The organism is Sphingomonas sp. PWP1-2 (genome assembly GCF_049898305.1).
GTDB classification, from domain to species: Bacteria; Pseudomonadota; Alphaproteobacteria; order Sphingomonadales; family Sphingomonadaceae; genus Sphingomonas; species Sphingomonas glacialis.
On record NZ_JAFCXM010000011.1, the window covers coordinates 1 to 25,004 of the forward strand.

Annotated in this window: 20 protein-coding genes and 3 pseudogenes; 15 read left to right on the forward strand and 8 right to left on the reverse strand. The window is 60.6% G+C overall.

What is annotated here, in order from left to right:
- The 3 genes from ACP7C5_RS18260 to ACP7C5_RS18270 all read left to right on the forward strand — a co-directional run.
- On the forward strand, positions 1-327 hold a 327-nt coding region (locus tag ACP7C5_RS18260), incomplete at its 5' end, for a DNA cytosine methyltransferase (protein WP_426265359.1).
- A gap of 821 nt (positions 328-1,148) precedes the next feature.
- Positions 1,149-3,176, forward strand: coding sequence for an alkaline phosphatase family protein (locus ACP7C5_RS18265; protein ID WP_426265383.1), 2,028 nt, complete (start codon positions 1,149-1,151; stop codon positions 3,174-3,176).
- Positions 3,173-3,847, forward strand: coding sequence for a hypothetical protein (locus ACP7C5_RS18270; protein WP_426265360.1), 675 nt, complete (start codon positions 3,173-3,175; stop codon positions 3,845-3,847). Before ACP7C5_RS18265 ends, ACP7C5_RS18270 begins: the two co-directional genes overlap by 4 nt.
- A 397-nt stretch (positions 3,848-4,244) precedes the next feature.
- On the opposite strand, the gene ACP7C5_RS18275 is transcribed toward ACP7C5_RS18270, so the two are convergent.
- Complete coding sequence (locus tag ACP7C5_RS18275; protein ID WP_426265361.1) at positions 4,245-4,652, reverse strand: divalent metal cation transporter; 408 nt, start codon at positions 4,650-4,652, stop codon at positions 4,245-4,247.
- A gap of 335 nt (positions 4,653-4,987) precedes the next feature.
- Here ACP7C5_RS18275 and ACP7C5_RS18280 point away from each other — a divergent pair, with 335 nt between their 5' ends.
- The 4 genes from ACP7C5_RS18280 to ACP7C5_RS18295 all read left to right on the forward strand — a co-directional run bounded on the left by ACP7C5_RS18280 (position 4,988) and on the right by ACP7C5_RS18295 (position 8,654).
- Entirely contained in the window at positions 4,988-5,746 is a 759-nt protein-coding gene (locus ACP7C5_RS18280) for a hypothetical protein (RefSeq protein ID WP_426265362.1), read from the forward strand.
- Between the two features lie 232 nt (positions 5,747-5,978).
- The gene (locus ACP7C5_RS18285) at positions 5,979-6,611 is read left to right on the forward strand and encodes a tyrosine-type recombinase/integrase (protein ID WP_426265363.1); all 633 of its coding nucleotides are present in this window, start codon (positions 5,979-5,981) and stop codon (positions 6,609-6,611) included.
- 232 nt (positions 6,612-6,843) lie between these two features.
- Positions 6,844-7,611 carry an SDR family NAD(P)-dependent oxidoreductase gene (locus ACP7C5_RS18290; protein WP_426265364.1) on the forward strand — a complete coding sequence of 256 codons (768 nt, stop codon included), beginning with the start codon at positions 6,844-6,846 and terminating at the stop codon, positions 7,609-7,611.
- Positions 7,608-8,654, forward strand: a complete 1,047-nt coding sequence (locus tag ACP7C5_RS18295) for a glycosidase (RefSeq protein ID WP_426265365.1) — start codon at positions 7,608-7,610, stop codon at positions 8,652-8,654. The genes ACP7C5_RS18290 and ACP7C5_RS18295 overlap by 4 nt, the downstream gene beginning before the upstream one ends.
- Before the next feature lie 1,030 nt (positions 8,655-9,684).
- Here ACP7C5_RS18295 and ACP7C5_RS18300 read toward each other — a convergent pair.
- Positions 9,685-10,451, reverse strand: a pseudogene (locus tag ACP7C5_RS18300) (IS630 family transposase); the annotation flags it as partial.
- A gap of 139 nt (positions 10,452-10,590) precedes the next feature.
- Here ACP7C5_RS18300 and ACP7C5_RS18305 point away from each other — a divergent pair.
- The 4 genes and pseudogenes from ACP7C5_RS18305 to ACP7C5_RS18320 all read left to right on the forward strand — a co-directional run bounded on the left by ACP7C5_RS18305 (position 10,591) and on the right by ACP7C5_RS18320 (position 13,630).
- A pseudogene (locus ACP7C5_RS18305) lies at positions 10,591-11,372 on the forward strand (IS5 family transposase).
- A gap of 610 nt (positions 11,373-11,982) precedes the next feature.
- On the forward strand, positions 11,983-12,312 hold the full coding sequence (locus ACP7C5_RS18310) for a hypothetical protein (RefSeq protein WP_426265366.1): 330 nt from the start codon (positions 11,983-11,985) through the stop codon (positions 12,310-12,312).
- A gap of 273 nt (positions 12,313-12,585) precedes the next feature.
- On the forward strand, positions 12,586-12,954 hold the full coding sequence (locus ACP7C5_RS18315) for a hypothetical protein (protein WP_426265367.1): 369 nt from the start codon (positions 12,586-12,588) through the stop codon (positions 12,952-12,954).
- Positions 12,955-13,285: 331 nt separating this feature from the next.
- Positions 13,286-13,630, forward strand: a complete 345-nt coding sequence (locus tag ACP7C5_RS18320; protein WP_426265368.1) for a low affinity iron permease family protein — start codon at positions 13,286-13,288, stop codon at positions 13,628-13,630.
- Positions 13,631-13,750: 120 nt separating this feature from the next.
- Here ACP7C5_RS18320 and ACP7C5_RS18325 read toward each other — a convergent pair.
- Positions 13,751-14,517: pseudogene (locus ACP7C5_RS18325) on the reverse strand (IS5 family transposase).
- A gap of 96 nt (positions 14,518-14,613) precedes the next feature.
- Between ACP7C5_RS18325 and ACP7C5_RS18330 the strand changes: the two are divergent.
- From ACP7C5_RS18330 to ACP7C5_RS18340, 3 genes are all read left to right on the forward strand, one after another.
- Entirely contained in the window at positions 14,614-15,591 is a 978-nt protein-coding gene (locus tag ACP7C5_RS18330) for a polysaccharide deacetylase family protein (RefSeq protein WP_426265369.1), read from the forward strand.
- 312 nt (positions 15,592-15,903) lie between these two features.
- Positions 15,904-16,719, forward strand: a complete 816-nt coding sequence (locus tag ACP7C5_RS18335; protein ID WP_426265370.1) for a class I SAM-dependent methyltransferase — start codon at positions 15,904-15,906, stop codon at positions 16,717-16,719.
- A gap of 412 nt (positions 16,720-17,131) precedes the next feature.
- A complete protein-coding gene (locus ACP7C5_RS18340; protein WP_229839588.1) occupies positions 17,132-17,413 on the forward strand; it encodes a hypothetical protein in 282 nt (93 codons plus the stop codon).
- 303 nt (positions 17,414-17,716) lie between these two features.
- Here the strand turns inward: ACP7C5_RS18340 and ACP7C5_RS18345 are convergent, their stop codons facing one another.
- The 5 genes from ACP7C5_RS18345 to ACP7C5_RS18365 form a co-directional block, all read right to left on the reverse strand.
- On the reverse strand, positions 17,717-20,284 hold the full coding sequence (locus tag ACP7C5_RS18345; RefSeq protein ID WP_426265371.1) for a TonB-dependent receptor: 2,568 nt from the start codon (positions 20,282-20,284) through the stop codon (positions 17,717-17,719).
- Between the two features lie 217 nt (positions 20,285-20,501).
- On the reverse strand, positions 20,502-21,188 hold the full coding sequence (locus ACP7C5_RS18350; RefSeq protein ID WP_426265372.1) for a phosphatase PAP2 family protein: 687 nt from the start codon (positions 21,186-21,188) through the stop codon (positions 20,502-20,504).
- Positions 21,185-22,189: a gluconolactonase gene (locus ACP7C5_RS18355; protein WP_426265373.1), complete on the reverse strand. Its 1,005-nt coding sequence runs from the start codon at positions 22,187-22,189 to the stop codon at positions 21,185-21,187. The genes ACP7C5_RS18350 and ACP7C5_RS18355 overlap by 4 nt, the downstream gene beginning before the upstream one ends.
- Before the next feature lie 67 nt (positions 22,190-22,256).
- Positions 22,257-22,736 (reverse strand): sensor histidine kinase, encoded by a 480-nt coding sequence (locus ACP7C5_RS18360; protein WP_426265374.1) that lies wholly within the window; start codon positions 22,734-22,736, stop codon positions 22,257-22,259.
- Positions 22,737-22,816: 80 nt separating this feature from the next.
- Positions 22,817-23,539: an IS6 family transposase gene (locus ACP7C5_RS18365; protein ID WP_426265375.1), complete on the reverse strand. Its 723-nt coding sequence runs from the start codon at positions 23,537-23,539 to the stop codon at positions 22,817-22,819.
- Between ACP7C5_RS18365 and ACP7C5_RS18370 the strand changes: the two genes are divergently transcribed.
- On the forward strand, positions 23,539-24,900 hold the full coding sequence (locus ACP7C5_RS18370) for a hypothetical protein (RefSeq protein ID WP_426265376.1): 1,362 nt from the start codon (positions 23,539-23,541) through the stop codon (positions 24,898-24,900). The genes ACP7C5_RS18365 and ACP7C5_RS18370 overlap by 1 nt on opposite strands.
- Positions 24,901-25,004 lie beyond the last annotated feature (104 nt).

Here is a 25,004-nt window from a genome sequence, read left to right on the forward strand (position 1 = left end):
TCCGCGCGCGAACTAGCGCGGCTGCAGACTTTCCCCGATGGGCTGGTGTTCGACGCCAGCCGCAACGAGATTCAGCGCATGCTCGGCAACGCTGTTCCCTCTTTGCTCGGCGAGGTACTAGCGCGCGCTATTGCGGTGCAGCTGCTAGGGCGGCGGCGATACGGTAAGCCGCCACGACTCATGCCGCCAGTTCGCCCCGACATGCCCGCACCCGAATTCGTTCAGGCAGTCGATCGGCCGTATCTCGCACTAATTGACGATCATGATGATCATCCCGGCACGGGGCTTGGGCGCCGGGCGCAGCTGCGAACGTCAAAGGCAGCGTAAATAATCGATGCGCACCAGCGGGTCTCGGCTGGCTTGACCCATTAATCGACACTCGCGGGCTCCTCCCGCCTTCCCAACTTCGGCCGTTGGTTCATGTCGAGTAGCGCGGGTCGAAACGGCTTGGTTTGGGACGAAGCGGTCGTTCGCTGGCCCGATGCCGAAGGTCAGCTTTCGGCAGGAGCGGATATTCGAGGTGCTTCCGACATTCTGCCCCGAAACGAGAAAGCCTGGCCCTTAGCGGTCGGCAAGTATCGGGAAGTACTCCATCGGAAAGCCGCCTTAAGATCGCCCGCCCGCCCTTTTATGAGCTCATATTAGGGAAGGCGCGGTTCCTAAAGCACGCACAAAATAATCACCGCGGAACGGATAAATGCGCACGGCGCGCTCAATCTCACCACCCCGTCGTTGTGATTTTCGAAGCTGGGTAGCTGGTGCGCCCGAGCCCGACCAGGGCAGAATTCACGCCAACGGCTGCCAGCTTACCTACTTCCGCTCCGGATCTCGATCGACTGTTTGGTCGGTGTTAGGTCGATTGCGAACTGTGTCGAAGGCCATATCGCTGCCGAGCCGTCCTTCCTATCGTCATGTAACGGTCATGCTCATCGTTTAACGATCCGCTTGAGAGTATCGGGGACCTGAAAGGTCGCCACGATGGATCGGGGGACATCATGAAATTGCGTTTAGCGCTGGTAACACTGTGTGCAGCAAGTTTGGCCCTGTCGGGATGTTCCGATGGAAATGCTTCGACGGCAGCTCCCACACCGACACCTACACCCACGCCGACGTCCCCCCCGACGCAGACCGCGACGCGGACGATCGTGATGGTGTGGGATGGCCTGCGCCCCGATGACGTCACCGCGACCGATACGCCCAATCTGCTCGCGCTGCAGACCGCCGGCGTCCAGTTCAGCGACAACCATTCGACCTACCCGACGTTCACGATGATGAACGGCTCGTCCTTCGCGACCGGCTCCTTCCCCAAGACCTCGGGCTTTTACGGCAACACGTTCTGGACCCCGCCGCAGGGCATTTCGAACACCATCCCCGTCGGCAAGTCGGCCGCCGGCACCGCGCAGGACTATGTCAATCCGGTCTTCACCGAAGACTATCAAGTGCTGACGACGCTCAACGATTATTACGGCGGCCAGCTGCTGCTCGTGAAGAGCCTGTTCGCCACCGCACAAGCCGCCGGCATGACCACCGCGACGGTCGGCAAGTCGGGCGCAGCCTATATCCAGGATCTCGACAAGGGTGGCCTGTTCGTCGACGAGAACACCGTCCAGCCGCGCAGCCTCGTCACCGAGCTGCAGGCTGCGAACATTCCGCTGCCGACCAATGTCGTGAACAATTATTCGGGCAGCGACGCGGCCACGCTCTCGGCCACCAACGGCACGCCAACCGCGCGCGCCGGCTATGTCACCTTCAATACCACCGCGTATGCCCCGGCCAGCGCGCAGACGGTCGCCGCGCGCGATTCGAGCGACACGACGCAGGGTGCGCCCGAAGACGCCGCCAACAAGTATATGATGTCGGTGTTCACGTCCTACATCCTGCCCAAGAAGAACCCGATGCTCTCGCTCATCTGGTTCCGCACCCCCGACAATGTCGAGCATGGCTATGGCCCGGGCAGCGCCAACGCGAAGGCCGGCCTGCGCTCGCAGGACGCCCGCCTCGGCGAGCTGATAGCCGCGCTAAAGGCGCAGGGCCTCGACACGACCACCAACATCGTCGTCGTCTCGGATCACGCGCATTCCAGCGTCTCGGGTCCGCTTTCGCTCTATCCGCTGCGGGCTATCGTCGCCGGCGCAGCGCCCAACGGCCCGCTCGTCAACGGCGCGACCAGTGGCACCAGCGGCGCCTCACTCGGCGCGCCGAGCACGACCGGCTACTCATTCTCGGGCGACGTTCGCTCGGCCGATCTGCTGACCTATCGTGGCTTCAAGGCGTATGACGGCTCGGGCTGTTCGACCAGCGCGATGTACGGCCTGACCGCCGGGGGCACCCCCACCGTCCCGCTTAAGGTCGACACGACCGGCGCATTGTGCGGCACCGCCGGCACCAAATATCAGGCGATCAGCTCGACCCTCGCCACCCCGGTCGCTCGCTTTCAGGTGCCCGCACCCGGCAGCCTGCCGACCAACGGCATCGTCGTTGCTGCCAATGGCGGCTCGGATTATTTCTACGTGCCGAGCCATGACCTGACCACCATCCGCAACCTCGTCCGCTTCCTGCAGCAGCGTGAGGAATATGGCGCGATCTTCGTCGACAGCCGCTACGGCTCGCTGCCCGGCACGCTCGCGATGAGCCAGGTCAATCTCGAAAACACCGCGCGCCGCGACAATGGCCAGCCCGACGTGGTCGTGTCGTTCAACTGGGACGACACTGCGACGATCCAAGGCAAGACCGGCATCGAGTTCGAAAGCACCGGGGGCCAGCGCGGCATGCACGGCAGCTTCGGCCCGACCGACGTTCACAACACGCTGATTGCCTCGGGCCCATCGTTCCTCAAGAACGCAAAGGTCACCTTCCCGACCGGCAATGTCGACGTCGCCCCGACCGTAGCTTATCTGCTCAAGCTGGCGATGCCGCAAGCTGACGGCCGCATCATCAATGAAGCGCTGGCCATTCCGGCGAGCAACTCGGCACCGGCGGTCGCTGCATCGGGGGTCACGCCCTCTTCGGGAAGCGCATCCGGCCTTGCGTTCGAGACGCCGCTTGATCCGACCGGCAACACGCGCGACACCGCGCTGCCGCGCGGTACCTATACTATCACGCTGCAGGTCAAGGACCTGACGATCGACGGCAAGACCTACCGCTACTTCGACTATGCCCGGGCGACGCGCCAGTGACGCGACGCACCGGTTTCGGGTTGGTCAGTAGCGTTGCAATCGCCGCACTGCTGCTAGGCGGCGGGAGTCATGCTCTGGCGGCTGCATCGTCTCTGTCGTTCGACCGCGTTTTCACCGCCGCCGGGGAACCGGCGGCGGTCCACTATCAATTATTGTACCGCAGCCATGACGGCGTCCACCGCATGGAAGTGTGGCGCGTCGGCGACCACCAAGTGAAGCGCGTCACCGACAAAGCGGTAATCAGTCTGGCGACGCACAGGACGGGCGAAGCGGGCTACCGTCTTACGATCTTCGATCTAAAACGCCGCATCGCAACCCAGATCGACCGCGCCAATCTGTACCGCGTCGGGAATTTTACCGACTGGTTCGATCTCACGCACGGTCTACGCCATCCTAACGGACCGTACACGCTCGCGGCTGGGCCGGCGCCAGCGGGCATGCCGCGCAGCGTCGCACCGTGCGCGTGGTATCGCCTGGCAGAGGGACCGCGGACCTCGTCGATCTGCTGGGATGCCCGCAGGCGCGTGCCGTTGCTCATCGCTGTCGGCGACAAAGAGCCGATCTGGCGCTTGCTCGAGATCGACACCAAGCCCGCGCCGGCAGGTACCTTCACCGTCGACACGCGCGGCTTCACGATCAACGACGCTAACCACGACATTGAGCGTGACTAGAACATTGCCCATCGAATCGTCAGGCCATAAGTAACGTTTTGTCTGTCGGCAGATGGTATCATGCCTTACAACTCTCGATGACGGCCGCGGTGGCGGAAGTGGCAAGTCGGCCCTTTTTCCTCGGTATCGCGTGGAAGAGTGATCTGGCTGAAGAACCAATGGCAGATTTCGTGAGGATCGGACGCTCATTGGAGCGGATCTGAACAACCGGCTGTGGTCGACTCCGGTCGAAGCGTGGTCGCGCCGAATTGACCCATTCGCGGACGCTCTGGCCGCCCCGCCCGTTCCCCAAAAGCCGCCGCTTATTCATCGTGCCAGACGGCCGCTTCGAGGATGATCATCGCGTTCGCGGAACTAGGCGATAGATGGTGGCCTAGCCGCCTAGATGCTCACTTCGCTAAATGGCAGATGCGCATGCGAAACTGACAAACGCGTCGGCTGCTGCCATTGCGCCTAGATCGGCGCCGAGATTGATCGTGTTGGCGAACACCAACATCGCGACGATGCCGCATAGAAGCGCTCGGGGATAATGCCGCTTCAAATTGCCGGCGATCCCCGGCCTGGTAACGCGGCCGATCCGGGCGCTGATTTCATGAATCGCGCACATCAGCGGCCAACTGAACAGCATCACCCAGCCCAGATCATAGCCGAACTGCGCACCTGCCTGCGAATAGGTGGCGATGCCGCTGGAGTCGTCATCGGATGCTCCAGTGATCAGACCCGGTCCGAGCACTTCAAGCAGGTTGGGTGTTTCCGGCTGCTTTACCGCTTCGTGTGGATTTGGCGCGGGGAGGTCGTTGGGCATGCAGGAGATCCTGTTTAGGACTATCGACTGCGCTCCCGGCCGCGACACGCCCGAACTAGACCGAGACATCTCCTCCGTCACTGCACTTCATGAAATCTGCCAGAATTTAATCGTCGAGAGATGAGCGATCCCGGGACGAATTGGCTGACAGTTTCAAACGCCCGTTATGATAGCAGATGTTTTCGCGTCGAACTCACCCTACGCCTGCCTCAAGATTGTTTCTTACCAACGTGTCCTGAATCCGTTGCGAACTCGGAACGAATGACAATTCGTTCGGTTAGCATCTCACGGTAGGGAATTACGTCGAGGAATTTATGACAAGGTCCGATCGCGCCATGCTGAACAAGGTGCCGCTTGTAACGCTCGCTTTCTGGGTGATCAAAATCCTCGCGACCACGGTCGGCGAAACGGGTGCGGATTTTCTCAATTTTAATTTGCGCTTCGGATTACCGATTACGTCGCTGCTCGCAGCGGCCGTTTTGGCGATCTTCCTCGTCATTCAGATGCGGCAGGATCGCTACGTCCCGTGGATTTATTGGATCACGGTTGTTTTGCTTAGCGTTGTCGGAACGCTCATCACCGACAATCTGAGCGACACGTTCGGGGTCAGCCTGTATATGACCACAATTGCCTTTGCGGTCGCGCTCGCTGCAACCTTCATCGGTTGGTACCGGGCCGAACACACCCTTTCGATCCACGACATCACCTCGCCGCGGCGAGAACGATTTTATTGGCTGGCGATCCTGTTCACCTTCGCGCTGGGCACTGCGGCTGGCGACTTGGTTTCCGAGCAAATGGGCTTGGGCTACGCACTGTCGGGCGCGATCTTCGGAGGACTGATCGTAGTAATCACGCTCGGCTTTTATGCCAAAGTCATCAATCCGGTGCTCGCTTTCTGGTCAGCCTATGTTCTGACCCGGCCGCTCGGCGCATCGATGGGCGATTTCCTGACACAAGCCCCGAAAAACGGCGGGCTGGGATATTCAACGACGGTCGTTAGCGCTGTGTTTCTGATGGTGATCGTCGGGTTGGTTATATACCTTACGACCACGCGTGCTGATGCGCTCGAGGGTTCATCGCAGGCGCGAATCTGAGGATGGCCCGACCGCCACTGGCCGTTTCGTGTTCCTCGATACGAGCGGCTTTATGAAAACCTAGGCCATGGCGGTAAGGACCCACTTTCGGCCGCTCAGAGACTGCGAGGCGCCGCCCGAAACCTGCCGCTCGTTCAGCATCACCGACGGACGATCAACCACATTTCCGAACCGTCGGTTTACCGCGCCTGCGTACGCTCGATTTGCTGGTCCGGCCCGATGGAGATGGTCGATGGGTCACTCGTCGATGGACCCCGCGTTTCACGAACTTCGACCTTGGAATGAAGGCCGGCTTATCGGTGCGAAGCGGGCGCTTAAACAGCAACAGGTCTGGGCTATTCGCTTCTGGCTCGACCAGCATAGACGACTGCGTGACCGAGCGCTGTTCGACTTCGCCATCGACAGCAAGCTGCGCGGCTGTGACGTGGTCACGGTGCGGATCGGCGATGTAGTTTCCGGCGGGCGCGTCCGTGACCACGCCATCGTAGTTCAGCAGAAGACGAAACGACCGGTCCAGTTCGAGCTGATGGACACGGCACGAAAGACGATGCGGGCATGGTTGGAGCGACGCGGCGGGACACTGAACGACTTCGTCTTCCCGAGCCGAAACGACTACATGGCGCACATGAGCACGCGACAATATGCCCGCCTAGTGCACGAGTGGGTGGTCGGTATCGGCCTTCCGGCTCAGGATTACGGGACGCACTCGCTTCGGCGCACGAAAGCATCGATTATCTACAAAGCGACTGGCAACCTCCGCGCTGTTCAGATCCTTCTGGGTCATGCCAAGATCGACAGCACGGTTCGCTACTTGGGCGTTGACGTGGAGGACGCTTTAGAATTTGCCGAACGGACTGAGGTCTGAGCGGACCCATAAGCCGCCGGTAATCGTGCATTTCCAGCTTCCCGAACTCGACCGTTCGTTCATGTTGGCCGAGCGGTCGCTTTGAGCACGATCCTTAAGTCGGAAGACGGCACCTGACGCTCATATTTTCTACTGCCAGGCGGCTTGCCCGCAGCGACATGACAAAGATGATAATGGCTCGCGTTGAAGCTCGCGCCGATACGATCGGAAGAGATTCGAAAAGGGTAACGCGATGGCGAACGGCAGGTGCGTATTGGTGAGCGGCGCTGAGAGTGGGATTGGCGCGGCGTGCGCGATCGCTTTCGGAGCGCTGGGCGACAAGGTGGTGGTGCTGTTCCACGATGCCCATAACGACGGAAGCGACACCGTCGCCAAGGTGAAGGCGGCAGGTGGCGAGGCGATCGCGGTCCAGTGCAACGTTGGCGACGAGGCATCTGTGGAGGCGGCATTCGCGGAAGCGGAGGAGGCGTTCGGGCTCGTGAGCGTGCTGGTCAACTCTGCTGGAATCAACATGGCGGGTGTGCCGGTGCGGCAAATGACGATGCCGCAATGGCAGCGCATGCTCGATACCGACCTGACCGGCGCGTTCCTTACCTCGCGCCGGTTCGTCCGCGACCGGCCCGCGAACATGCCGGGTGCGATCATCCACATATCGTCGATTCACGCCTATGCAGTGCGCGCCGGCGGTGCGGATTATTGCGCGGCCAAGGGCGGCTTGACCAATCTGATCGAGACGCTCGCGATCGAGGAGGCGCCCAACGGCATTCGCGTGAACGCGATCGAGCCAGGTATGATTCTAACGCCGATGAACAAGCGGGCGAGCGCCGATCCTGCCTATCGAAAGACGATGGAACAGAACATCCCGATGGCTCGGGCGGGAAGGCCTGACGAGGTCGGCGATCTCGCGGTGTTCCTGGCCTCGGACAAGGCTTCGTACATCACCGGCGCGCGGATCGTCATCGACGGTGGGCTCTCGCTGATGCAGGCACTCGGCGCATGATGGAGGGCAAGCCCGCGGCCCCTTCGTCGGTGGCCGGCGCCACGAACCAGTCTGAAATCGCGCCCGGCGTCCCGATCGTCCGGTCGCGCCTGCCCGCCGACAGCGTTGCCGGCGACCGCAAGGTTCTGATCTATCCGTCGTCCAATGCGGTCGATTTCAACGTGCAGGAGTTGCAGGACATCCACCTGATAGGGCCGCCGCTACTCATGGCGCGCGACCTCATGAGCCCGTATGTGTGGCTGGAGCCGGACGGTCGCTTCGGCATCATGGTGCGCGCAGTGACGCAGCCCGGCGAGCCGATGACCGACACGGGCATCATCTGGGCCGGCTGGAGCTTTGACGGCGTGCATTTCGCGATGCTCGACCAGCCCTCGATCGTGCCCGGCGCCGCCGGCGAAAAGGATTCGGGCGGGGTCGAAGACCCCACAGTGGTGAAGATGGAGGACGGCAGCTACGTCGTCTATTATACCGGCGTCGAGGCCGACATGGCGCATGGCGAGATGTTCTATGCCACCGGGCCAAGTGTCGACAAACTCGTGAAGACCGGCGTTGCGCTCGCTTCCACAAAGTCGCTCGGCAACACCAAGGAAGCGACCGTCGATCGTGAGAAGGATGGGCGGTGGAGCCTGTTCTACGAATATGCCGCCGACGAGGCGAGCCGTGTCGGCCTGGCGATCGGCCCCAAGGTGGATGGGCCATGGGACGAGCAGCCGACGCCGTTTATGCCGCGCGAGGATGGGTGGGACAATTGGCACCTTTCGACCGGTCCGATGCTGCTCGATGATCCCGAGATGCCGGTGATGTTCTACAACGGCGCAACCCACGACGCGCGCTGGCGGATCGGCTGGGTGGCATTCGACCGAAAGCTGACGCGCGTGATCGACCGCTGCATCGAGCCGTTGATTACCCCGCCGCCGGTACCCGACCGCACGGCGAGCGACATCGCTTTCGCCGCCTCCGTCACCAGTCGAGACGGCGAAATCTGGCTATACTATTCCCTCGAGGACCGGCGTTTGTCGCGAGCGCGGCTGAAGCGTAGCTGAAATCAGTTCGCGGACATGGGAGGAAACGACGTTCGGGGCAACGTTGGAGTGCTCGCCTTATCTTATGACGAGAATGGCGTTCTCGTAGGAGGCAAGCTGGTTGGCCGGATCGCGACGGGTGGCGCTGCGGTGTCGGGACTAGCCCTTCCACTTGACAGTCGGCGGCTTTACGTGACCAGCGAGGTGGCACAGCCCGGCGCACGAGCGGCCAATGGGCGGATGACAGCTCTTGCCCATAGTGGCTGCCGACAGTGCGACGGACCAGCGCAGCCCTTCGGCCTTTTGTCCGTCGTCGATGTTGCGAAAGCCGAGCAAGGCGGTATCGATGTGGTAATCTCGGCCAGCGCGGCGGACTGCTCGCCGGCACGAACGGTGGTCTCACCGGACGGGCGAACGGTATGGGTGGCGGCTCGTGGTGACGATAAGTGCTCGCCTTCTCATCTGCTCTTCTGGAATCCGACCCTGCGCACGCGTTTATTGGTACAAGGGACAGTGGCGGAAAGGCGCCGGTCGGACTGGCGCTGTTCGCAGACGGCAAACGCTTGGCGGTGGCGAACTCTAACCGGTTCGCAGGGGCGAAGGCGACCGGCAACCTCGCTTTGCTCGATTCGTCGCCGAGCGGGTCGGCTCCAACGACAATCTTGGCGGCAACCTTACGTTCCACGCTCAATTAGCGTCGCCGATGGCGATAAAATGCTGTTTCTTACCGACTACAATGGTGGGCAGGTGCAGCTTATCGTGCCTCAATGACGGTTCAACAGGATCCAATCCCGGTCACTGGCAGCGTGCTTTCGGCTTCACAACAGTGGACGTTGGATCATCTGCCAATGATGCTGCCAAACTAACGCAAACCGCCACCCGCTTAGATCCTCGTGTGAATCGCAACGCATTGGTCACTCCGGACGATGGGCTGAGGTTCTACGCTGGTGCCTTTCTCAGAACGCCTGCGGGCATTCCAATCGGGACGGTGTGCGTTCTCGACCGATCGCCTCGCCCGGAGGGGATTACCGCGTTCCAACGTCTGACGCTTGACGTGGACGCCCTTGTCCTGCGGCAGTTCTGCCTCGATGGCATTCAGGAAGCGGATGAACTCCTGATGCCGGTGACGCTGCATGTTGCGGCCGATCACCGACCCATCGAGGACATTGAGGGCTGCGAACAGCGTCGTGGTACCGTTTCGTTTATAATCGTGGGTCATGGTCGCGCCCCGGTCGCGCTTGAGTGGTAGCCCTGGCTGGGTGCGGTCCAACGCCTGGATCTGGCTCTTCTCGTCGACCGACAACACGATCGCGTGCGCGGGCGGTGAGACGTAGAGCCCGACCACATCATGCAGCTTCTCGGCGAACGCCTTGTCGTTGGACAGCTTGAAACTGCGCCAGCGGTGTGGCGCCAAGCCGTGATCGTGCCAGATCTTCACCACCGAGGATGCAGCAATGCCGACCGCCTTTGCCATGGCGCGCACCGTCCAGTGCGTCGCCTCGTGGGCCGGCGGCTCCAGCGTCAGCCTCACGACCTTGTCGACCAACGTGAACCCGAACGGCGCAATCCCGGGAGGCCGGCTCTTGTCACGCAGCAGACCTTCAACCCCTTCTGCCATGAACCGCTTATGCCAGCGCCACACGCAGGTCTTCGACTTGCCTGTCGCTGCCATAATCGCGACGTACCCAGGCCATCGTTGGTCAGCAGCACGATCCGCGCCAGCCACACGTGCTTCTGTGGCGATCCTCGGGCCGCCACCAGAGCTTCGAGCCGGACCCTGTCCGATGCTGTGACGACGATGCTGATCCCGCTGCGCATCCCGCATCGTCGCACACCCACATCGAACAGTGAATCCTCAACCGGACTCTTCCGTCCAATCAATCCAGTAGGTCGTGTTGACATAGTGGATTCCAAAACGGCTTGATCTCTGATTCAAGACTGCCTTTTGGAGGCAGCGTTGGGTCGAGGGGATGGGTCGGACGCGGAATGGGCGATCATCGGGGTGCTGCTGCCCTCGGAGCGCGGGCGCAAAGCCCGGCCATCGCACGACAACCGCCGCTTCCTGAACGGCATGCTCCACGTGTTGCGCGTCGGCTGTCCCTGGAGCGACATGCATGAGCGCTACGTGAAGTGGAACTCGGTCTATGTCCGTTTCCGGCGTTGGGCCGAGCAGGGTGTGTGGGACGCGATGCTCGCCACGCTGGTCGATCTCGGGCTGACCGACGACTGGCAACACATGATCGACAGTACCATCGTCCGCGGCCATTCTCAGGCAGCGGGCGCTAAAGGGGGACCTGTAAGGAAGGCTTTGGTCGAAGCCGCGGCGGCTTTACGAGCAAAATCCACGCCCGTTGTGACGGTCAGGGACGCCCTCTTGGCTTCGTCCTGACAGGCGGCGAGGTGTCGGATTACCGGGCCGTCTCCGCGCTGCTCGACATGCCCGTGGCCAAGCCCAAAGCCCTGCTCGCCGACAAGGGGTATGACGGTGATGCCGTCCGCGAAGACCTGCTTTGGCGCGGTATCCTGCCGATCATTCCGCCCAAGGCGAACCGTCGAGAACCGCCCGCCTGCGACCTCCGACGCTACCGCGATCGAAACCACGTCGAGCGCCTGTTCAACCGACTGAAGCAATCCCGACGCATCGCAACCCGCTACGACAAAACTGCCGCCTCTTTCCTAGGATTCCTCTCGCTCGCTGCCGCCAAGCTCTGGCTCAACGATTATGTCAACAGGACCTAGTTGATCGGCTTGCCACCGGCGTGTTCACGCCGAATCCGTACCACGGTCTCCACCACCAACATCCCGATCTCGCCGCCTGAGAATACCCGGGCCGCTGTCTAAACCGTCGAAATGAGGGGTCCCTTTTGGACGCCGATCACCCCGCCAAGGGGGGGTCCTTTTTGCACGCCGATCCACAAACCTAACAAGCATCTGATAAAACTAGTAAATGTGGGATTATAGGGTCCTGATCGGCGCCGATCGGGGCCCGGAGAACCTTAACTCTGTTCTCCGCCACAATGAATTAGGTGCATCTAGGCTGGGCCTGGTTTCGACGCCTGTTCACAGCCCACCGCCGATGTAGCAGGTCCGCCGAGTGCGACCGCCGGGTAGCCAAGCGCAGCGGCGATCATCGCGCGGTTGGCGACATCGCGCAAAAGCACATTGATAAAAGGTAATGTAACATTTTCGTTACGCCGGAGTTACTTCTTCATCTGAGCTGGGGAAAGCCAGGACTTGCCTTGCCGAGATATCGCAACATGGCCTCGGACGCTCAATGACCTGGCTCTGCTCGGAACCGTTCAGACGAGCGGCCCCTCCGGTTTAGCAACGATGTTAGAGGACAACGGAAATGGCTGAATATCGCGAAGCGAACGGCGACACGACCTATGTCGAGAAGCGGAGCAGCACCGGTCTTGTCATCGGCGGCATAGTGCTTGCCATCCTGATCGTGGTTGGACTGCTTTTCGCAACCGGCTTCTGGAGCGCGAATGTCAAAGGCGGCGCCCTGCCAACCGTGAACGTGAGCGCCAAGAACGGCGCCCTCCCGGACGTGACTGTGCACTCCAAAGAAGTCGTTGTCGGAACCAGCAAGCAAACCGTGACGGTCCCCAAGGTCGAAACGAAAAAGACATCGATCGACGTTCCAACGATCGGCGTCAAAGACGATAGTAAACAATAGCATCCGTGGTCTTCGCATGCGGGGTGGCGCCATGAAATCGACGCCACCTCCGCCGCCCACTGCGTGGTTGAATGCGACTTCCCGGCAGCCAAAGAAATCCCCGCTGTCAGAACGCCGATTGCTTGCAAGAAACGCCGACGCATCAACATCGAGGTGTCGGAATTGGACTATTCCGCAGCAGACCATGAGACATGAACGGCTTCTGTCAGATGCATTCAGTATAGGGCCGAATCAATCGTGTATCGGGGTTCAAGAAGATTAAAGGAGAAGGCTATGTTGAAAAAAATCACCCGCTCGGCAGTTTTGGCAGTCGCAGCCTTGACGACGGCTGGCATCACCACCTTGCCCGACGTGGCACTTGCTCAAACTTATCATCATTATCGTCATCATCGCGCTTATAATGGTGGTGATCGGTATTACCGTAGTAATGCCGACCGCGGTCAATACGACAATCGCCATTGCGGAAGCGGGAACGGTGCGGTTGGCACAATTGCCGGTGGCGCTGGCGGCGCAGTGCTTGGCAACGTGTTGGGTGGCGGAACGCTCGGCACGATTGCGGGCGGCGTCGGGGGCGCACTGCTCGGGCGGACGCTCGACAAAAACAACACCCGGGATCGCAACAGAAACCGCAACGGCTGCTGATTGCAATGCGCCGCCGTTACAATGACATCGTGGCGGCGGCGCATTCTTGAACGATCGGGTCGGTTCTACGCGTTTGCCGCGATATCATGGATCGGCGACCAAATAGGATACTTATTCCAAGCCCGTGATGGTTGCCCATCACCGGGTGTTCATCATCGGCATGTTCAACACCGGCGTCGCAATGCGCCGCTGCGAACGACGAAAAATAACACTGTAGAAACCAGCACCCCAACCGATCCGAAATAAAATTCGCGTAATCGAGAGGAGGTTTTCGTAACCGACGAACCTTCGCTGATATCGCCGAGCAGCAATATTGAAAAGCGAGTAGCCAATGCTGAAACGCCTCAATGAACTTGGGAGTCGTATTTCTGGTCGGACAGCCGATCTCGCGGGCGCACCTCTATCGATCCTGCTCGTCGCAATGTTTTGCGCTGGTTGGTTTTTGAAAGCTGGTGCCGCCGGTGAAAATACGTTGACTCTCATTTTATCTGTAGCATCGATCACTTTGACTCAGATGGTTCTTAACGGCCAGCGGCGGAGCGAGAAGGCGCTACATTTAAAGATGGATGAGTTGGTGATCGCCATGGACGGAGCCCGTAACGAGGTGGCGGGCATAGAATCAAAATCTATCGAACATCTGGAAGCGCTACGGCAGAACAGCAGTGACTTCGCTTAAAGCCTCATTCGAAGGTGTTCGCGAGAGCAATTTCGAAGGCTAGTTGCAATCAGATGGTTGATTCATCGCGCCTTCGTGACGGGCAATGCCCGGTGACCGCGAACGCCGCGACGCTCTTCGCTAGGTCGTAGACTCATAAGCGCGGAGCCAGAGGCGCATTGAGGCGAGTTGGACCATTGCGAGGAAGTTCTCGGCGAGCTTGTCGTATCGGGTGGCGATGCGACGGAAGTGCTTGAGCTTGCTGAAGAAGCGCTCGACCAGATTGCGATCGCGGTAGAGCGCCTTGCTGAAGCAGGGTTTCCATTTGCGATTGGACTTCGCCGGGATGTTGTCCACCGCGCCTTGCGCCTCGATCAGATTGCGGATGCCGTCGGCATCATAGGCCTTGTCGGCCAGAACGATGGTGCGCGGATTGAGGCGATCGAGCAGGCCGAGCGCAGCGGGTCCGTCGTGGGCCTGGCCGGCTGTCAGGCCGAGCCTGACCGGGAGACCTTGGGCATCGACGACGGCGTGGATCTTTGTCGTGAGGCCGCCGCGGGAGCGACCGAGACAATGATCTCGATCCCCCTTTTTGCCGTCGCAGCCTGCTGGTGCGCCCGGATGGAAGTGCTGTCGATCATCTGGATATCGCCGTCATACGCGGCAGTAATGGCGTCCATCAGCCGGTCCCAAACCCCGCCTTTGCGCCACCGGACAAAGCGATTGTAGCAGGTGGTGCGTGGGCCGTAGCGCTCGGGCAGATCGCGTCATGGCGCCCCGGATCGCAGGACCCAGAAGATACCGTTCAGCACCCGGCGATCGTCGACACGCGGCACGCCCCTGGGCTTATTGGGCAAAAGCGGCTCGATCACGCGCCACTCGAAGTCGGTCAGATCATATCGGCTCATGCCGATCCTGAATCAGAAAAGACCGATCCTGGGAATCCCGTTTATGGGTTCACGACCTAAATGATAGCGGTCCGGTGGAAGCGAGCCGCCCGCGCCATGCTCGTGCTTTCGGCGCTGACGGCCCTGCCGTCCGCGGGATTAACTTCGTCCGGGCGCGTCGCGCTTACGTTCGACGACCTGCCGGTCTTCGGAAAATTCGAGTCCGCGGCAGATGGTGCCGAGGTCACTGACCGTCTGCTCGTAGGTATGACGCGGCACCGCTGGAAGGTGACCGGATTCGTCAACGAGATCCAACTCGAAGCCGCCGACCGTCCGCAACCGATCGCGCTGCTACAGCAATGGCTCGACGCCGGCATGGACCTCGGCAACCACATCTTCTCGCACCTGTCTCTGAACACGACACCGGTCGACGCTTACATCGCCGATGTCGCAAGCGGCGAGATGGTTACATCCCCGCTCCTTGCCGCCGAGGGTCGCCGCGAGCGATGGTTCCAATATCCCTATCTGGAGACGGGCACGACCGTGGCGGCACGCGCCACGTTCGAGGACTGGCTACGAAGCCGTAGGTATCGGGTGGCCCCGGTCACGATGGAAAATAGCGACTGGCAGTTCTCGGCACTCTACGATGATGCAGTCGAGCGCGGGGACGCGCGCGGGGCGGCAGCCATAAAGCGCTCATACCTTGCGTTCACGCGGAGGATCGTCGGTTGGTATAGACTGGCAGGCCGCGCGCTGTTCGGGCGCCAGCCCGCGTTCGTGTTTCTGCTCCATGCCAGCCGGCTTAACGCAGCCAGCCTAGAGGGCCTTGCAGGCATCCTGCGTGCCGAGGGGCTGAGGGTTGTGTCGCTGGACGCTGCCATGCGCGACCCCGCCTATCGCACGCCGGATCGATATGTTGGGCGCGACGGCAACGAGTGGCTGGAGCGCTGGTCATCGACCCTACACCGCGACCTGCCATTCGAGAGCATCCCTGAGGTCCCAAGTGCTATTGCCGCGTTCGACATGAGGCTGGAATTCAAGGAGGATCCGCGCGCCGTGTCGCCACTCGGCGGCGACATACCCTTAACGCCGTAGTGCCTTATAGGCGGCCCCTCGCGCCGCGCTCGCGAGATTGCCTCATCGAACAGCTTTCGCGACACGGCGACAATAACGACGATATGCGTCCGGGCGCGCCACCGCGTTCGCGCAGCTTCTGCAGCGACAGCCATATTCGGGACCTCGTCGCCAGCCAATAGGGGATTCGGCTAATTCGACAGTGTGGGGGGGGAGGGGTCGATCATGTTGTGGCTTTGAAACACGAACACGCACCGGAGATTTACCGTCACCACCCGACTCGCGAGTTCAGCGATATTAGGGTATGGGCAAGATGCAGACAGGGAGGGATCCATGAACGCAAACAAGGCACTTTGGGAGAAGGGCGACTTCACGCGGATAGCGGCGAGCATGCGGGATAGCGGCACGGCACTGGCGGCGTCGATCGGGATCAAGAGCGGTCAGAGTGTACTGGATCTCGGCTGCGGAGACGGAACTACCGCGGTACCTGCCGCCAAGCTCGGAGCGGACGTGCTCGGTGTCGATATTTCGAGTAACCTTGTCGCAGCCGGCAACAGGCGGGCCGCAGCCGAAGGGCTGAACAATCTACATTTCCAAGAGGGCGACGCTTCGCACCTCGATGATATCGAGAATGATCGGTTCGACCTCGTCATTAGCATCTTCGGAGCGATGTTTGCGCCGTCGCCCTCAGACGTCGCGAAAGAGATGGTCCGCGTGACTCGGCCGGGCGGAAGGATCGTAATGGGGAACTGGATACCCGGCGATCCGACGCTCGTCGCGCAGGTGCTAAAGATCAGCTCGGCCTACTCGCCACCGCTGCCCGCCGGCTTCGTCAGTCCGATGCTTTGGGGCAAGGAGGACGAGGTTGTCGCACGCTTCCAAGCCGCCGACATCGAACCGAGCTGCATCTCTTGTAGCCGAGATACTTACACCTTCGAATATCCAGGTCCGCCCGCGGCGCTCCTAAACGATTTCATCCAATTCTACGGTCCGACGATTAACGCGGTTGAGTCAGCCGAGAGCAACGGCCACGCCGAGCAGCTGAAGAGTGAGCTCCTCGCGCTGTTCGAACAGCAAAATCACAGCCCCGTCAACGATGTGACGGCGATATCGGCAGCGTTCCTCCGTGTGACCGTGCTGGTCAAATGAGGGCGACCCGTGTGTGCTTGCTACCGGTGACTCGGTAGGCCGCGAGCTCGCTTGCGCTCGCCAAGTTAAGCACTCCCAACCACGAATATTCGGGCTCAAAACCCAATGCGGGTTGGTTGATCAATCAGATCCTTCAGACTGGGATCTCGTCTCACGGCAGCGAGATCGGCAGCATGGCCTTCCAGGGCCGTTGGTCTCGCTCAGAAAACTTGAAGCAACGGAGCCGCCGCGCTGGCTTGGGAGCTAAGAGCGCGGCGGCCCACCCGAACCATCGTCCGTGGTGATCGAAATGTAATCCCATGGGCGATCATGCGCCAGTCCAATGATCGCTTTCCACTTGCTGCCCGCGAAGATTTCAGGAAGATCGAGGACGCATCGACAGATCGGTCGAGCAACTCTCTAGGGGATGCAAATGAACAAGAAACTCGTGCTCGCCGCAGGCTTCTGCCTGCTGTCGCTCACCGCGTGCGGTCACAAAACCGCTGCTGCCGACAACGTGGCCGCTGTTACCGACAATGCCGCGGACAAGATGGACGCAAATGCATCTGCAATCCGGGATACCGCCGACGCTATGGGTGGCAACACCGAAGTCGCGATGGACAATCGCGCTGATGCCTTGAACAACAAAGCGGACGCGGTCCGCGAGGCTGGCGAGAACAAGGCTGATGCCATGGACTCGGCCGCCAAAAAATAACGCCGCACCGAGTAGCGATGAGGTGCGAAATCCGCGCTTCATCGCTACCAAGTCGTGGCGAACCACGAGACGATTTGTTTCTTCAGACCTGCTGCCGGGCGGCCACGCCGGGTCCAAGGCCGCATACATACGAACGCTGCGACCCCACTATGGCGCGTATCTCGAAACCGCGGCGCGCGCTACGAAATGTGAGTAAAGCCGCTCTCGAAACAACGTCCTCCCGACCGCTCGTAACCGACTGGGCTCGCAAAGTCGCATTACGGCTAACGGCTCGCTCTTGCCGATGTTGCTGTTCGCTCGACCTCAGAACTTGAACCTAAAGCCAGCCTCATAGCTCTGGTCATAAAATTCGCGCTGCGTCGTCCGGTTGGGCAGGCCTTCATAATAGCGGAGCGGTGAATTGTTGAGGTTTTTCGCGTTGAAATACACGGCCATATGCTGCGTCACCTGATACGACGACGTCAGGTCGAGCTGAGTCCGCTGATCTTCGAAGGTATCGAATCCGGAAGCTCCGCCGACACCGAAGATGGCGCCATCGACATGGCTGAGCGACAGCCGCAGCTGTGCCTTATGCGCTTCGTAGAACAGGCTGAGATTGTAGGTCAGCGGCGACGTGCCCGGCAGACGGCTCGTCTCGCCCGGTCGAATGGCGAACTTCGACCAGACATAGGTCACATTGCCCAGGGCGCCGAAGCCATCAAACGGCGCCGACAAGAAGCTGAACTTCTGGCTGTACTGCGCTTCGATGCCACGGGCGTGTGAGCTGGCGACGTTTGTGTAGGTCGTGATCGTGGTGATGCCATCGGTTATGCCGGGATAGTTGGGATCCCGGGTGACGCCGTTAATAATGTAATTGTTGAACTCCTTGTCGAATGCACCGAACGATAGGATGCCTGAATTGGGCAGATAATATTCGATTTGCCCGTCAAACGCGTTGACCGTCGTTGGCTTGAGGCTCGGGTTACCGACAGAGACCGCACGGTTGCCGACATCCACCGTCGCGCCGGACAGCAGTTGCAGGAAGCCCGGGCGCCCGATCCCGGTCGAGTAGGTTGCACGTGCGACAAAGTTCTTGGCCAAATCGTAGCGAAGCTGAACGGTCGGGAAGAAATTGGTGTAGCTCGACTTGCGTGACGCCGGCGAGAACGAATCAACGCCTAGGGCGCTGGTCGTGCGCGTCGTACCACGATAGGCGCCGTAAGTGTTTTCGACCCGCAGCCCTGCAAGAACGTTCAGCTTGCCGAATTTGCCGGAATATTGGGCATAGGCCGCGGAGATGTTCTCTGTGTCGTTGAAGAATCCGGAGGCATTACGCACCGCGTTGGCGGTGCTGGTAAACTGAATCAGCGGCGCCAAGACGGCGCGAACGCCGGAGATGCTCGGAGCATAACCGACATCGTAGGTCCCGGCATAATAATTGGTGAACGGCCCGTCCCCAAGCACAGCAGATAACGACGTCGCCGACACGCCCGCATAGCTCAGATTGTTCGGCTGATCGATCTTGTCACGAAAACGCAGCTTGCCGCCAACCTTGAACGCTCCGTCACCACCAAGCAAGGTGGTTGGAACCGTCACATTGAGCACCGCTGCATATTCCCGGTCATGAGCGCGCTCGGTCGCGTTGTTCGCGCCGGTAAGGGTGAATTGCGACGGGTCACTCGGATTGAAGCGCGAGGACGACAGCGTCGGATAGAGCAAGCTCGTATTGTCATAGGCAACGGTAAAGCCCGGCTGGCCTGGGCGCGTGAAGGTGGAGTTGCGGTCGTAATCGCGGTGATAGGTCGAAGCCGTATAAGACAGCTGATAGTCGAGAATGACCTTGCCCAGATTGTTCCGGCCGCCCGCCGCCGCGATGAAATTGAGATGAGTCTCCTGTTCGTCGCGCAGCGTAACGTGCGCATCGACGCCCGTTGCAGTGATGACGCTGCCATTGGTGGTCGTAGCGTCCCCCAGGCCCCGATACTGCAGCACCGAACGGTGCACCGACTCGGTATAACCTGCATCGTTTGCGCGAATATAAAAGTGGTTCTGCCCGTCGGGATTCCAGTCGAACTCGCCGCCAAAGCCGAAGCGACGGCGGTTGTAGCTATAGCGCCGCAGGTCGAGCGAATCGAGGACGCGGTCACCCGGAGTTCCGGGCTGCACGGCGTCAAGGAGACCGGGCTCGGCATCGTCAAAGCCGCGCTTGTCGGTGTGAAACGAGCCAGTTAGCACAATTGCGAACTGCTTATCCGGCCCAAAAGCCGTGCCTGCCGCCGCCTCGCCGATGAAGACGTCGCCATTCTTGTGTGCGTTCTGATAACCGCCTCCGATGGTCCCTTCGAAGAACGGCTTCGTCAAACCGACTGCGGTACGCGGTGTGAGTTCGACCGAACCGCCCAGTCCCTCGGCCTCCTGGTCTGGCATGCCGGTCTTGCGCACGACCAACCGGTCGATCGAACCGATCGGTACGGTATCGAGCTCCACGGCGCGACCGCCACCGCCGAAATAGGTGCCGCCAGGCTGCGTGTTGAGCAACGTTACGCCGCCAAACGTGGTGCCGTTCAGATTGCCGTCGATGCCGCGGATGTTGACGAAACGGCCCTCGCCGGTGTCAATCGCTAGGCTGACGCCCGGGATGCGGCCAAGCGCTTCGGCGGCATTGAAGTCGGGATATTTGATGATGTCTTCCGCTGCCTGGACATTCACCATGTTTACTGCAGCTTTCTCCTCGGCGCGCGCAGTTTGCGCTGCTCGAGTCCCGGTGACGACAATATCGCGGCTATCAGTTTGCGCCGCCGGTGCTGGCGCGGGCGCGGTCTGTGCTTGTGCGCTGAGCGGGGCAAGCGCTGCTACCGCCGTCGAGAGAAGCGACAACGTCCGAATCTTCATGATGCTCATCCCAATCTATGCGTACGCTCGCCTTATCGATGGCGCTCTTTGACGCTCCCGGTGACATCGGGGTGGGGATGAATTGTTACAGCAATGGGACTTTGCGGGCTGTTTTTCCAACGTTGGCAAGAATCAATCTTCAGGAGATCAGCGCAAGACCGTTTTGAGATCGCAACATTGCCGCCGAACTCCAAAGCTATACTGTCTACTTCGGCGACTAAGCTTTATGCGTTCGGAACAACCATGCGATGGACCACCAGAACACTGCCCATCCCGACCCGGCGATCCAGCCGGCGACGACGTCAGTCGTCCAATGGACGCCCAGGTATAGGCGCGACAGACCGATCGCCGATGTGAGCGCGACGGCGCAGCACAGGATATAGACGCGAAGGCGCAAAGTCGGCACCGCAAGCGCGACCAGCCCAGCAAGTGTAAGGTATATGACGGCCGAGTTCATCGCATGACCGCTTGGAAAACTCGCGGTACCAAAACTGGCAAGATGCGCTACGACGTCGGGACGGGGGCGATCAAACAAGAGCTTCAGCGCGGTGGTGAGGAGACCGCCGGTTGCAGACGCGGCGACGAGCAGAAGCGCGAGCTGTCTTTGGCGCGCCAGCATGAGGAAACCAGATACCATCGCCACGACGATGACGAGGGTGGCGTTGTCGCCAAGCGCAGTGAGGTCGAGCATCGCTGCCCGCAACGCCGTTTTCCAAGCCGCATCGCCCTCTGTAGCGTGACGGAGGCGCGTGAGGACAGCTATGTCGAAAGCCTTGGTGTCGCCCTCCATCACCTCCGAGCCGAGATAGAAGATGATTAGCAGCGTCAAGGCAGTCAGCGCGAACGCCAGCAGGACGACCAGCTCAGGACGCTCCCTAGCGTACGCGCGTGCCCTGCCGATCACGCCCGCTTTAACACCAGGACGTGAAAAGACCCAGGCAGCATCACAGGTCGGCCACCGGCAGTAGCGGGGGCGCCGAACTTAGCAGTCGGTAGATAGATCGACCCCGTCTTTGGATCGAGCGCTCCGGTCCGTGCGCCGACCTCGGTCTTGACGACTCCGACATGCGTCACTGCGACGCCAGTGAGGGCGAGGATATCGAGAATGCCATCCTTTCCGCAGGGGATGAACGCGAGACCACGGGCTTCATCCATGATCACCGCATCCGGCCCCGAACCGATATCGACCAGCGCCGTCAGCTGCCGCTTGTGCGCATCAACAATGGCGGCCTTGCCGTTGGCGCACGATGCGATCAGCCGGTCATGCGCTTTGTCATAGCCAAGGCCTGTGGGAGCCTTGCAGCCCGGAAGCGCGATCGTCTTGCCAGCAGCCCCGCGCGTGACGTCGACGGTATCGATCTCGTCTTTGTCCTCGTTATTAATGAACAGCGTGCCGTCCGACCCGAACGCTGCATATTCGAGCGCTGGGCTCACCTTTATGGTCTTGGTCACCTTTGCCGCGGCGAGGTCGATCACCGATACGGTACCGCTGTCGGCATTCATGACGAACGCGTGAGTCATCGTGGCGTCGAGGATAGCAGCATCGGGCTTCTTACCGACCGGAATGCTCGCGGATTCCGTGCTCGACCCGGTGTCGAACAACCGCACGGTGCCATCGGTCCCGCTCGTCACGAGGAGCTTGCCCCCGGGCAGCGGCACTACCGCGTGTCCGCGCTGCACATTACCGAGCGAAGAAACCGCGCCTGTCGTCACGTCGATTACCGTGACGGCATTGCTGCGCGCGACATAGACATGGCTGCCGTCATCATCGGCTCTCGCATAATCCCACGACCCATCGGGTCCGGCGATAGCCTGGGCCACCGAATAGGTCGGTGCCGGAGTTGCGGCGATCACGAGCGGCATGGCAGCGGCGGCGAGCAAGGCAGGAAGCGAATGGCGGGGCATTGCGGTCTCCGGGATAATAGCCAGCGCCTTCTGACCCGGCGGGTGCCGCACGTCACGTTAGGGATTGCTAATCTGCTTGGTTTTTTGACGGGCTGGCGCTGTGTTCTAACGCTGGCGGGGACTTGGGAAAGGTTATGCGCACGCGCAGCCCCGGGCTATTATCCAGGAGGTCGATGCGCGCATGATGGAGTGCGGCAATCGCAGCGGCGAGCGACATGCCCAAACCGGTGCCGGGTAGATGACGGCTACGATCAAGTCGGTAAAAGCGGGAAAGAACATTGACGCGTTCCCCCGCCGGAACGCCCGGGCCATCATCGCTGATGGTCGCGATGACACTGTCGTCCATGCGTTCCAGCTTACTGACGATCAGGCTGCCAGCGGGGGTGTGCCGGATTGCGTTGTCGATCAGGTTCGTCAGCATTTGTGCGAGCAATTCCGCGTCTCCCGCGACGACGAGCCCAGGCTCATGCTCCGCCAGCAGGGTCTTGCCGTCATCTTCTGCCACCGGCTGGTGAGTTGCCACCACGTGCCCGATGACCTCGCTCAAATTCACGGGGCGAAAAGGTGCTGTCAGTATAACGCGAACCGCTCTCTCCACGATGCATGTCGGGCTTTTGTAATGGGAGTCTAGCCCATGACCGACTGCCACTCGGCCTGTGCGGCTGAGCGGCGTCGTTTGAAGGTTTTGCGGTCGACGAGATGGCGTTCGAGATTGAAGTGGTTGTGCACGTTTGCATGTACGCTGGCGAACTCTTGTAGGGTCTTCATCTGCCTGAACCTAAGCATCGCCCGCTCTCGTCGTCGGAAGGGCAGGTGGCTGTTTTCCACCCGGTTATTGGCCCAGCGAGCGACCTCCTGCTTCTCCTCGTTCCCAAGATCCTTCATCGCTGCGCGATAGGAGCGAAGGCCATCGGTCCTGATCGCCTCCGGCGAGCCATGGCGTTTCAGCGTCTTTTTCATGAAAGTCAGCGCCGCGGCCTTGTCACGCGTCCTGGTGACGAAGCTTTCGAGGATCTCGCCTTCGTGATCGACCGCGCGCCAGAGGTAAACCATCTCGCCATTGAGCTTCACGTACATCTCGTCGAGATGCCAGCGCCAGTGTTGGAATCCGCGCATCCGGTTGACCCGCTGCCGCCGGATGTCGGCGGCGAAGATCGGGCCGAACCGCCCCCACCATTGCCGCACAGTCTCATGGCAAATGTCGATCCCGCGCTCGAACAAGAGATCCTCGACGTTTCGAAGCGATAGCGGGAACCGCACATACATCATCACCACCAGCCGGATCACCTCGGGTGGGGAATTAAATCGACGGAACGGGCTACGGGGCAGGGCTCTCGATTTGATACTCATTGGGCCACGGTAGCGAACGCCTCGTTGGTCTGACAGAGCCTCAGAAAGCGATCAAGAAGATCGTTGATCACAAACACTACAATCCCCGCATCGTCCAGTTCATGACCGAGGCGGACCGGATCGCTGATACCGATCCGGCAGGGTATCCCAGAGCGTTTCTCGATACGCTAAAGGACCCTGATCTCATCTGGGACAAGGCGTTCCGCACCCATATCACGCGGCGCTCGCAGCACTTGCTGATCGCCCTGTTTCTGACGTCCGAATACGGCTCCGAGGTCGACGATCTCGAGGAAGTGTTCGCCGGCGTTCACCCGGTTCTATGCGCGAAATTCGGCGTGCCATATGACCCGAAGGATTTCGAAGGCGCGCTCCGTACGATCGAGGGGAGCTTCGTCGTGATTTCAGGAACGGTGGTGCGCTTCGTCAACCCGTCAATACGAGACTATCTTGCACGTTACCTGAGTGACAAGGCGTTGTTGTCCGTGCTGGCCGACGGCGTTCCCACGCTACGAAGTGCGCGTAACCTCTTCGACCACTTCATGAAGCAGCCCGGTCCGACCAACGAGGGGATCACCGCCTTCGTTTTCAGATTCGTCCGGCTTTGTGAGCGTTTCGTAACGGTGGAGGTGTGGAAGCGCATTCCGGGAGAAACATACCGCTCTCGGATGTACGAGCTGCCGAATTCGGACCGCATGGACCTTCTCGTGAACTGGTGGCGGCTTTCGAACGCCGCGCCGTTCATCGCGGCTGCGCAGACGATCGCTGACCGGGGTCACGCCGCTCTGTCTGCGTGGGAGAACGGAAGGAAGCTGCCGGAGATTTTAGCTGGGCTGCGTGCAGCACAGGCTTTGGGTGAGCCGACACCGTCCGAACTGATCAACGCGGTTCAGGCCGGCTTATCTGGACTGCTTGCGACCGATCTCGATCCAGACGACATCACCCGGATTCTCGCGGCTTCCGACGAACATGAAGGCAATCTACCGCCAGCACTTGTCGCCGAGATCGGAGGCGCAGCTCGGCGCATGATGGAAGATTTGGAAGACAATCTCGGCCACCTGGATTCGGAATCCACGCTGGAAGACTGGGGCAAGACGATCAACACGCTCGCAGCTCGATTCCATGCCGATCCGCGCATCGTCGAGCGTGCCGATGCCGCCCTCAAACAGCGAACTACACAATTGCGCGAGACAGAGGCTGATGACACTGAAGCGAGCTTTACTGGGTCCGACGATCTACCAAGCGACAAATTCGACGACGCCGCATTGGCAAGCCTATTCGGATCGCTCGGTGCGTCGACCGCAGCCATGCTTCCTTTGGAAGACGACGACGATCTGGGTGATCTCGACGATTTACCGTTCTAGCGCCACTAGACTGTGGAAAGCTCGACACGCCCATCTAGTCCACGATAGATTCAGCCAGGGATCAGGGTGGATGGATGGCAGCGCCCGACACCCGGCCGCCGCCC

Bases quoted from the DNA above. Each gene is read 5' to 3' on its own strand.
- ACP7C5_RS18265 (WP_426265383.1), top strand. From the start codon at position 1,149: ATGGTGTGGGATGGCCTGCGCCCCGATGACGTCACCGCGACCGATACG.
- ACP7C5_RS18275 (WP_426265361.1), bottom strand. From the start codon at position 4,652: ATGCCCAACGACCTCCCCGCGCCAAATCCACACGAAGCGGTAAAGCAG.
- ACP7C5_RS18280 (WP_426265362.1), top strand. From the start codon at position 4,988: ATGCTGAACAAGGTGCCGCTTGTAACGCTCGCTTTCTGGGTGATCAAA.
- ACP7C5_RS18285 (WP_426265363.1), top strand. From the start codon at position 5,979: ATGGGTCACTCGTCGATGGACCCCGCGTTTCACGAACTTCGACCTTGG.
- ACP7C5_RS18290 (WP_426265364.1), top strand. From the start codon at position 6,844: ATGGCGAACGGCAGGTGCGTATTGGTGAGCGGCGCTGAGAGTGGGATT.
- ACP7C5_RS18295 (WP_426265365.1), top strand. From the start codon at position 7,608: ATGATGGAGGGCAAGCCCGCGGCCCCTTCGTCGGTGGCCGGCGCCACG.
- ACP7C5_RS18310 (WP_426265366.1), top strand. From the start codon at position 11,983: ATGGCTGAATATCGCGAAGCGAACGGCGACACGACCTATGTCGAGAAG.
- ACP7C5_RS18315 (WP_426265367.1), top strand. From the start codon at position 12,586: ATGTTGAAAAAAATCACCCGCTCGGCAGTTTTGGCAGTCGCAGCCTTG.
- ACP7C5_RS18320 (WP_426265368.1), top strand. From the start codon at position 13,286: ATGCTGAAACGCCTCAATGAACTTGGGAGTCGTATTTCTGGTCGGACA.
- ACP7C5_RS18330 (WP_426265369.1), top strand. From the start codon at position 14,614: ATGCTCGTGCTTTCGGCGCTGACGGCCCTGCCGTCCGCGGGATTAACT.
- ACP7C5_RS18335 (WP_426265370.1), top strand. From the start codon at position 15,904: ATGAACGCAAACAAGGCACTTTGGGAGAAGGGCGACTTCACGCGGATA.
- ACP7C5_RS18340 (WP_229839588.1), top strand. From the start codon at position 17,132: ATGAACAAGAAACTCGTGCTCGCCGCAGGCTTCTGCCTGCTGTCGCTC.
- ACP7C5_RS18345 (WP_426265371.1), bottom strand. From the start codon at position 20,284: ATGAAGATTCGGACGTTGTCGCTTCTCTCGACGGCGGTAGCAGCGCTT.
- ACP7C5_RS18355 (WP_426265373.1), bottom strand. From the start codon at position 22,189: ATGCCCCGCCATTCGCTTCCTGCCTTGCTCGCCGCCGCTGCCATGCCG.
- ACP7C5_RS18365 (WP_426265375.1), bottom strand. From the start codon at position 23,539: ATGAGTATCAAATCGAGAGCCCTGCCCCGTAGCCCGTTCCGTCGATTT.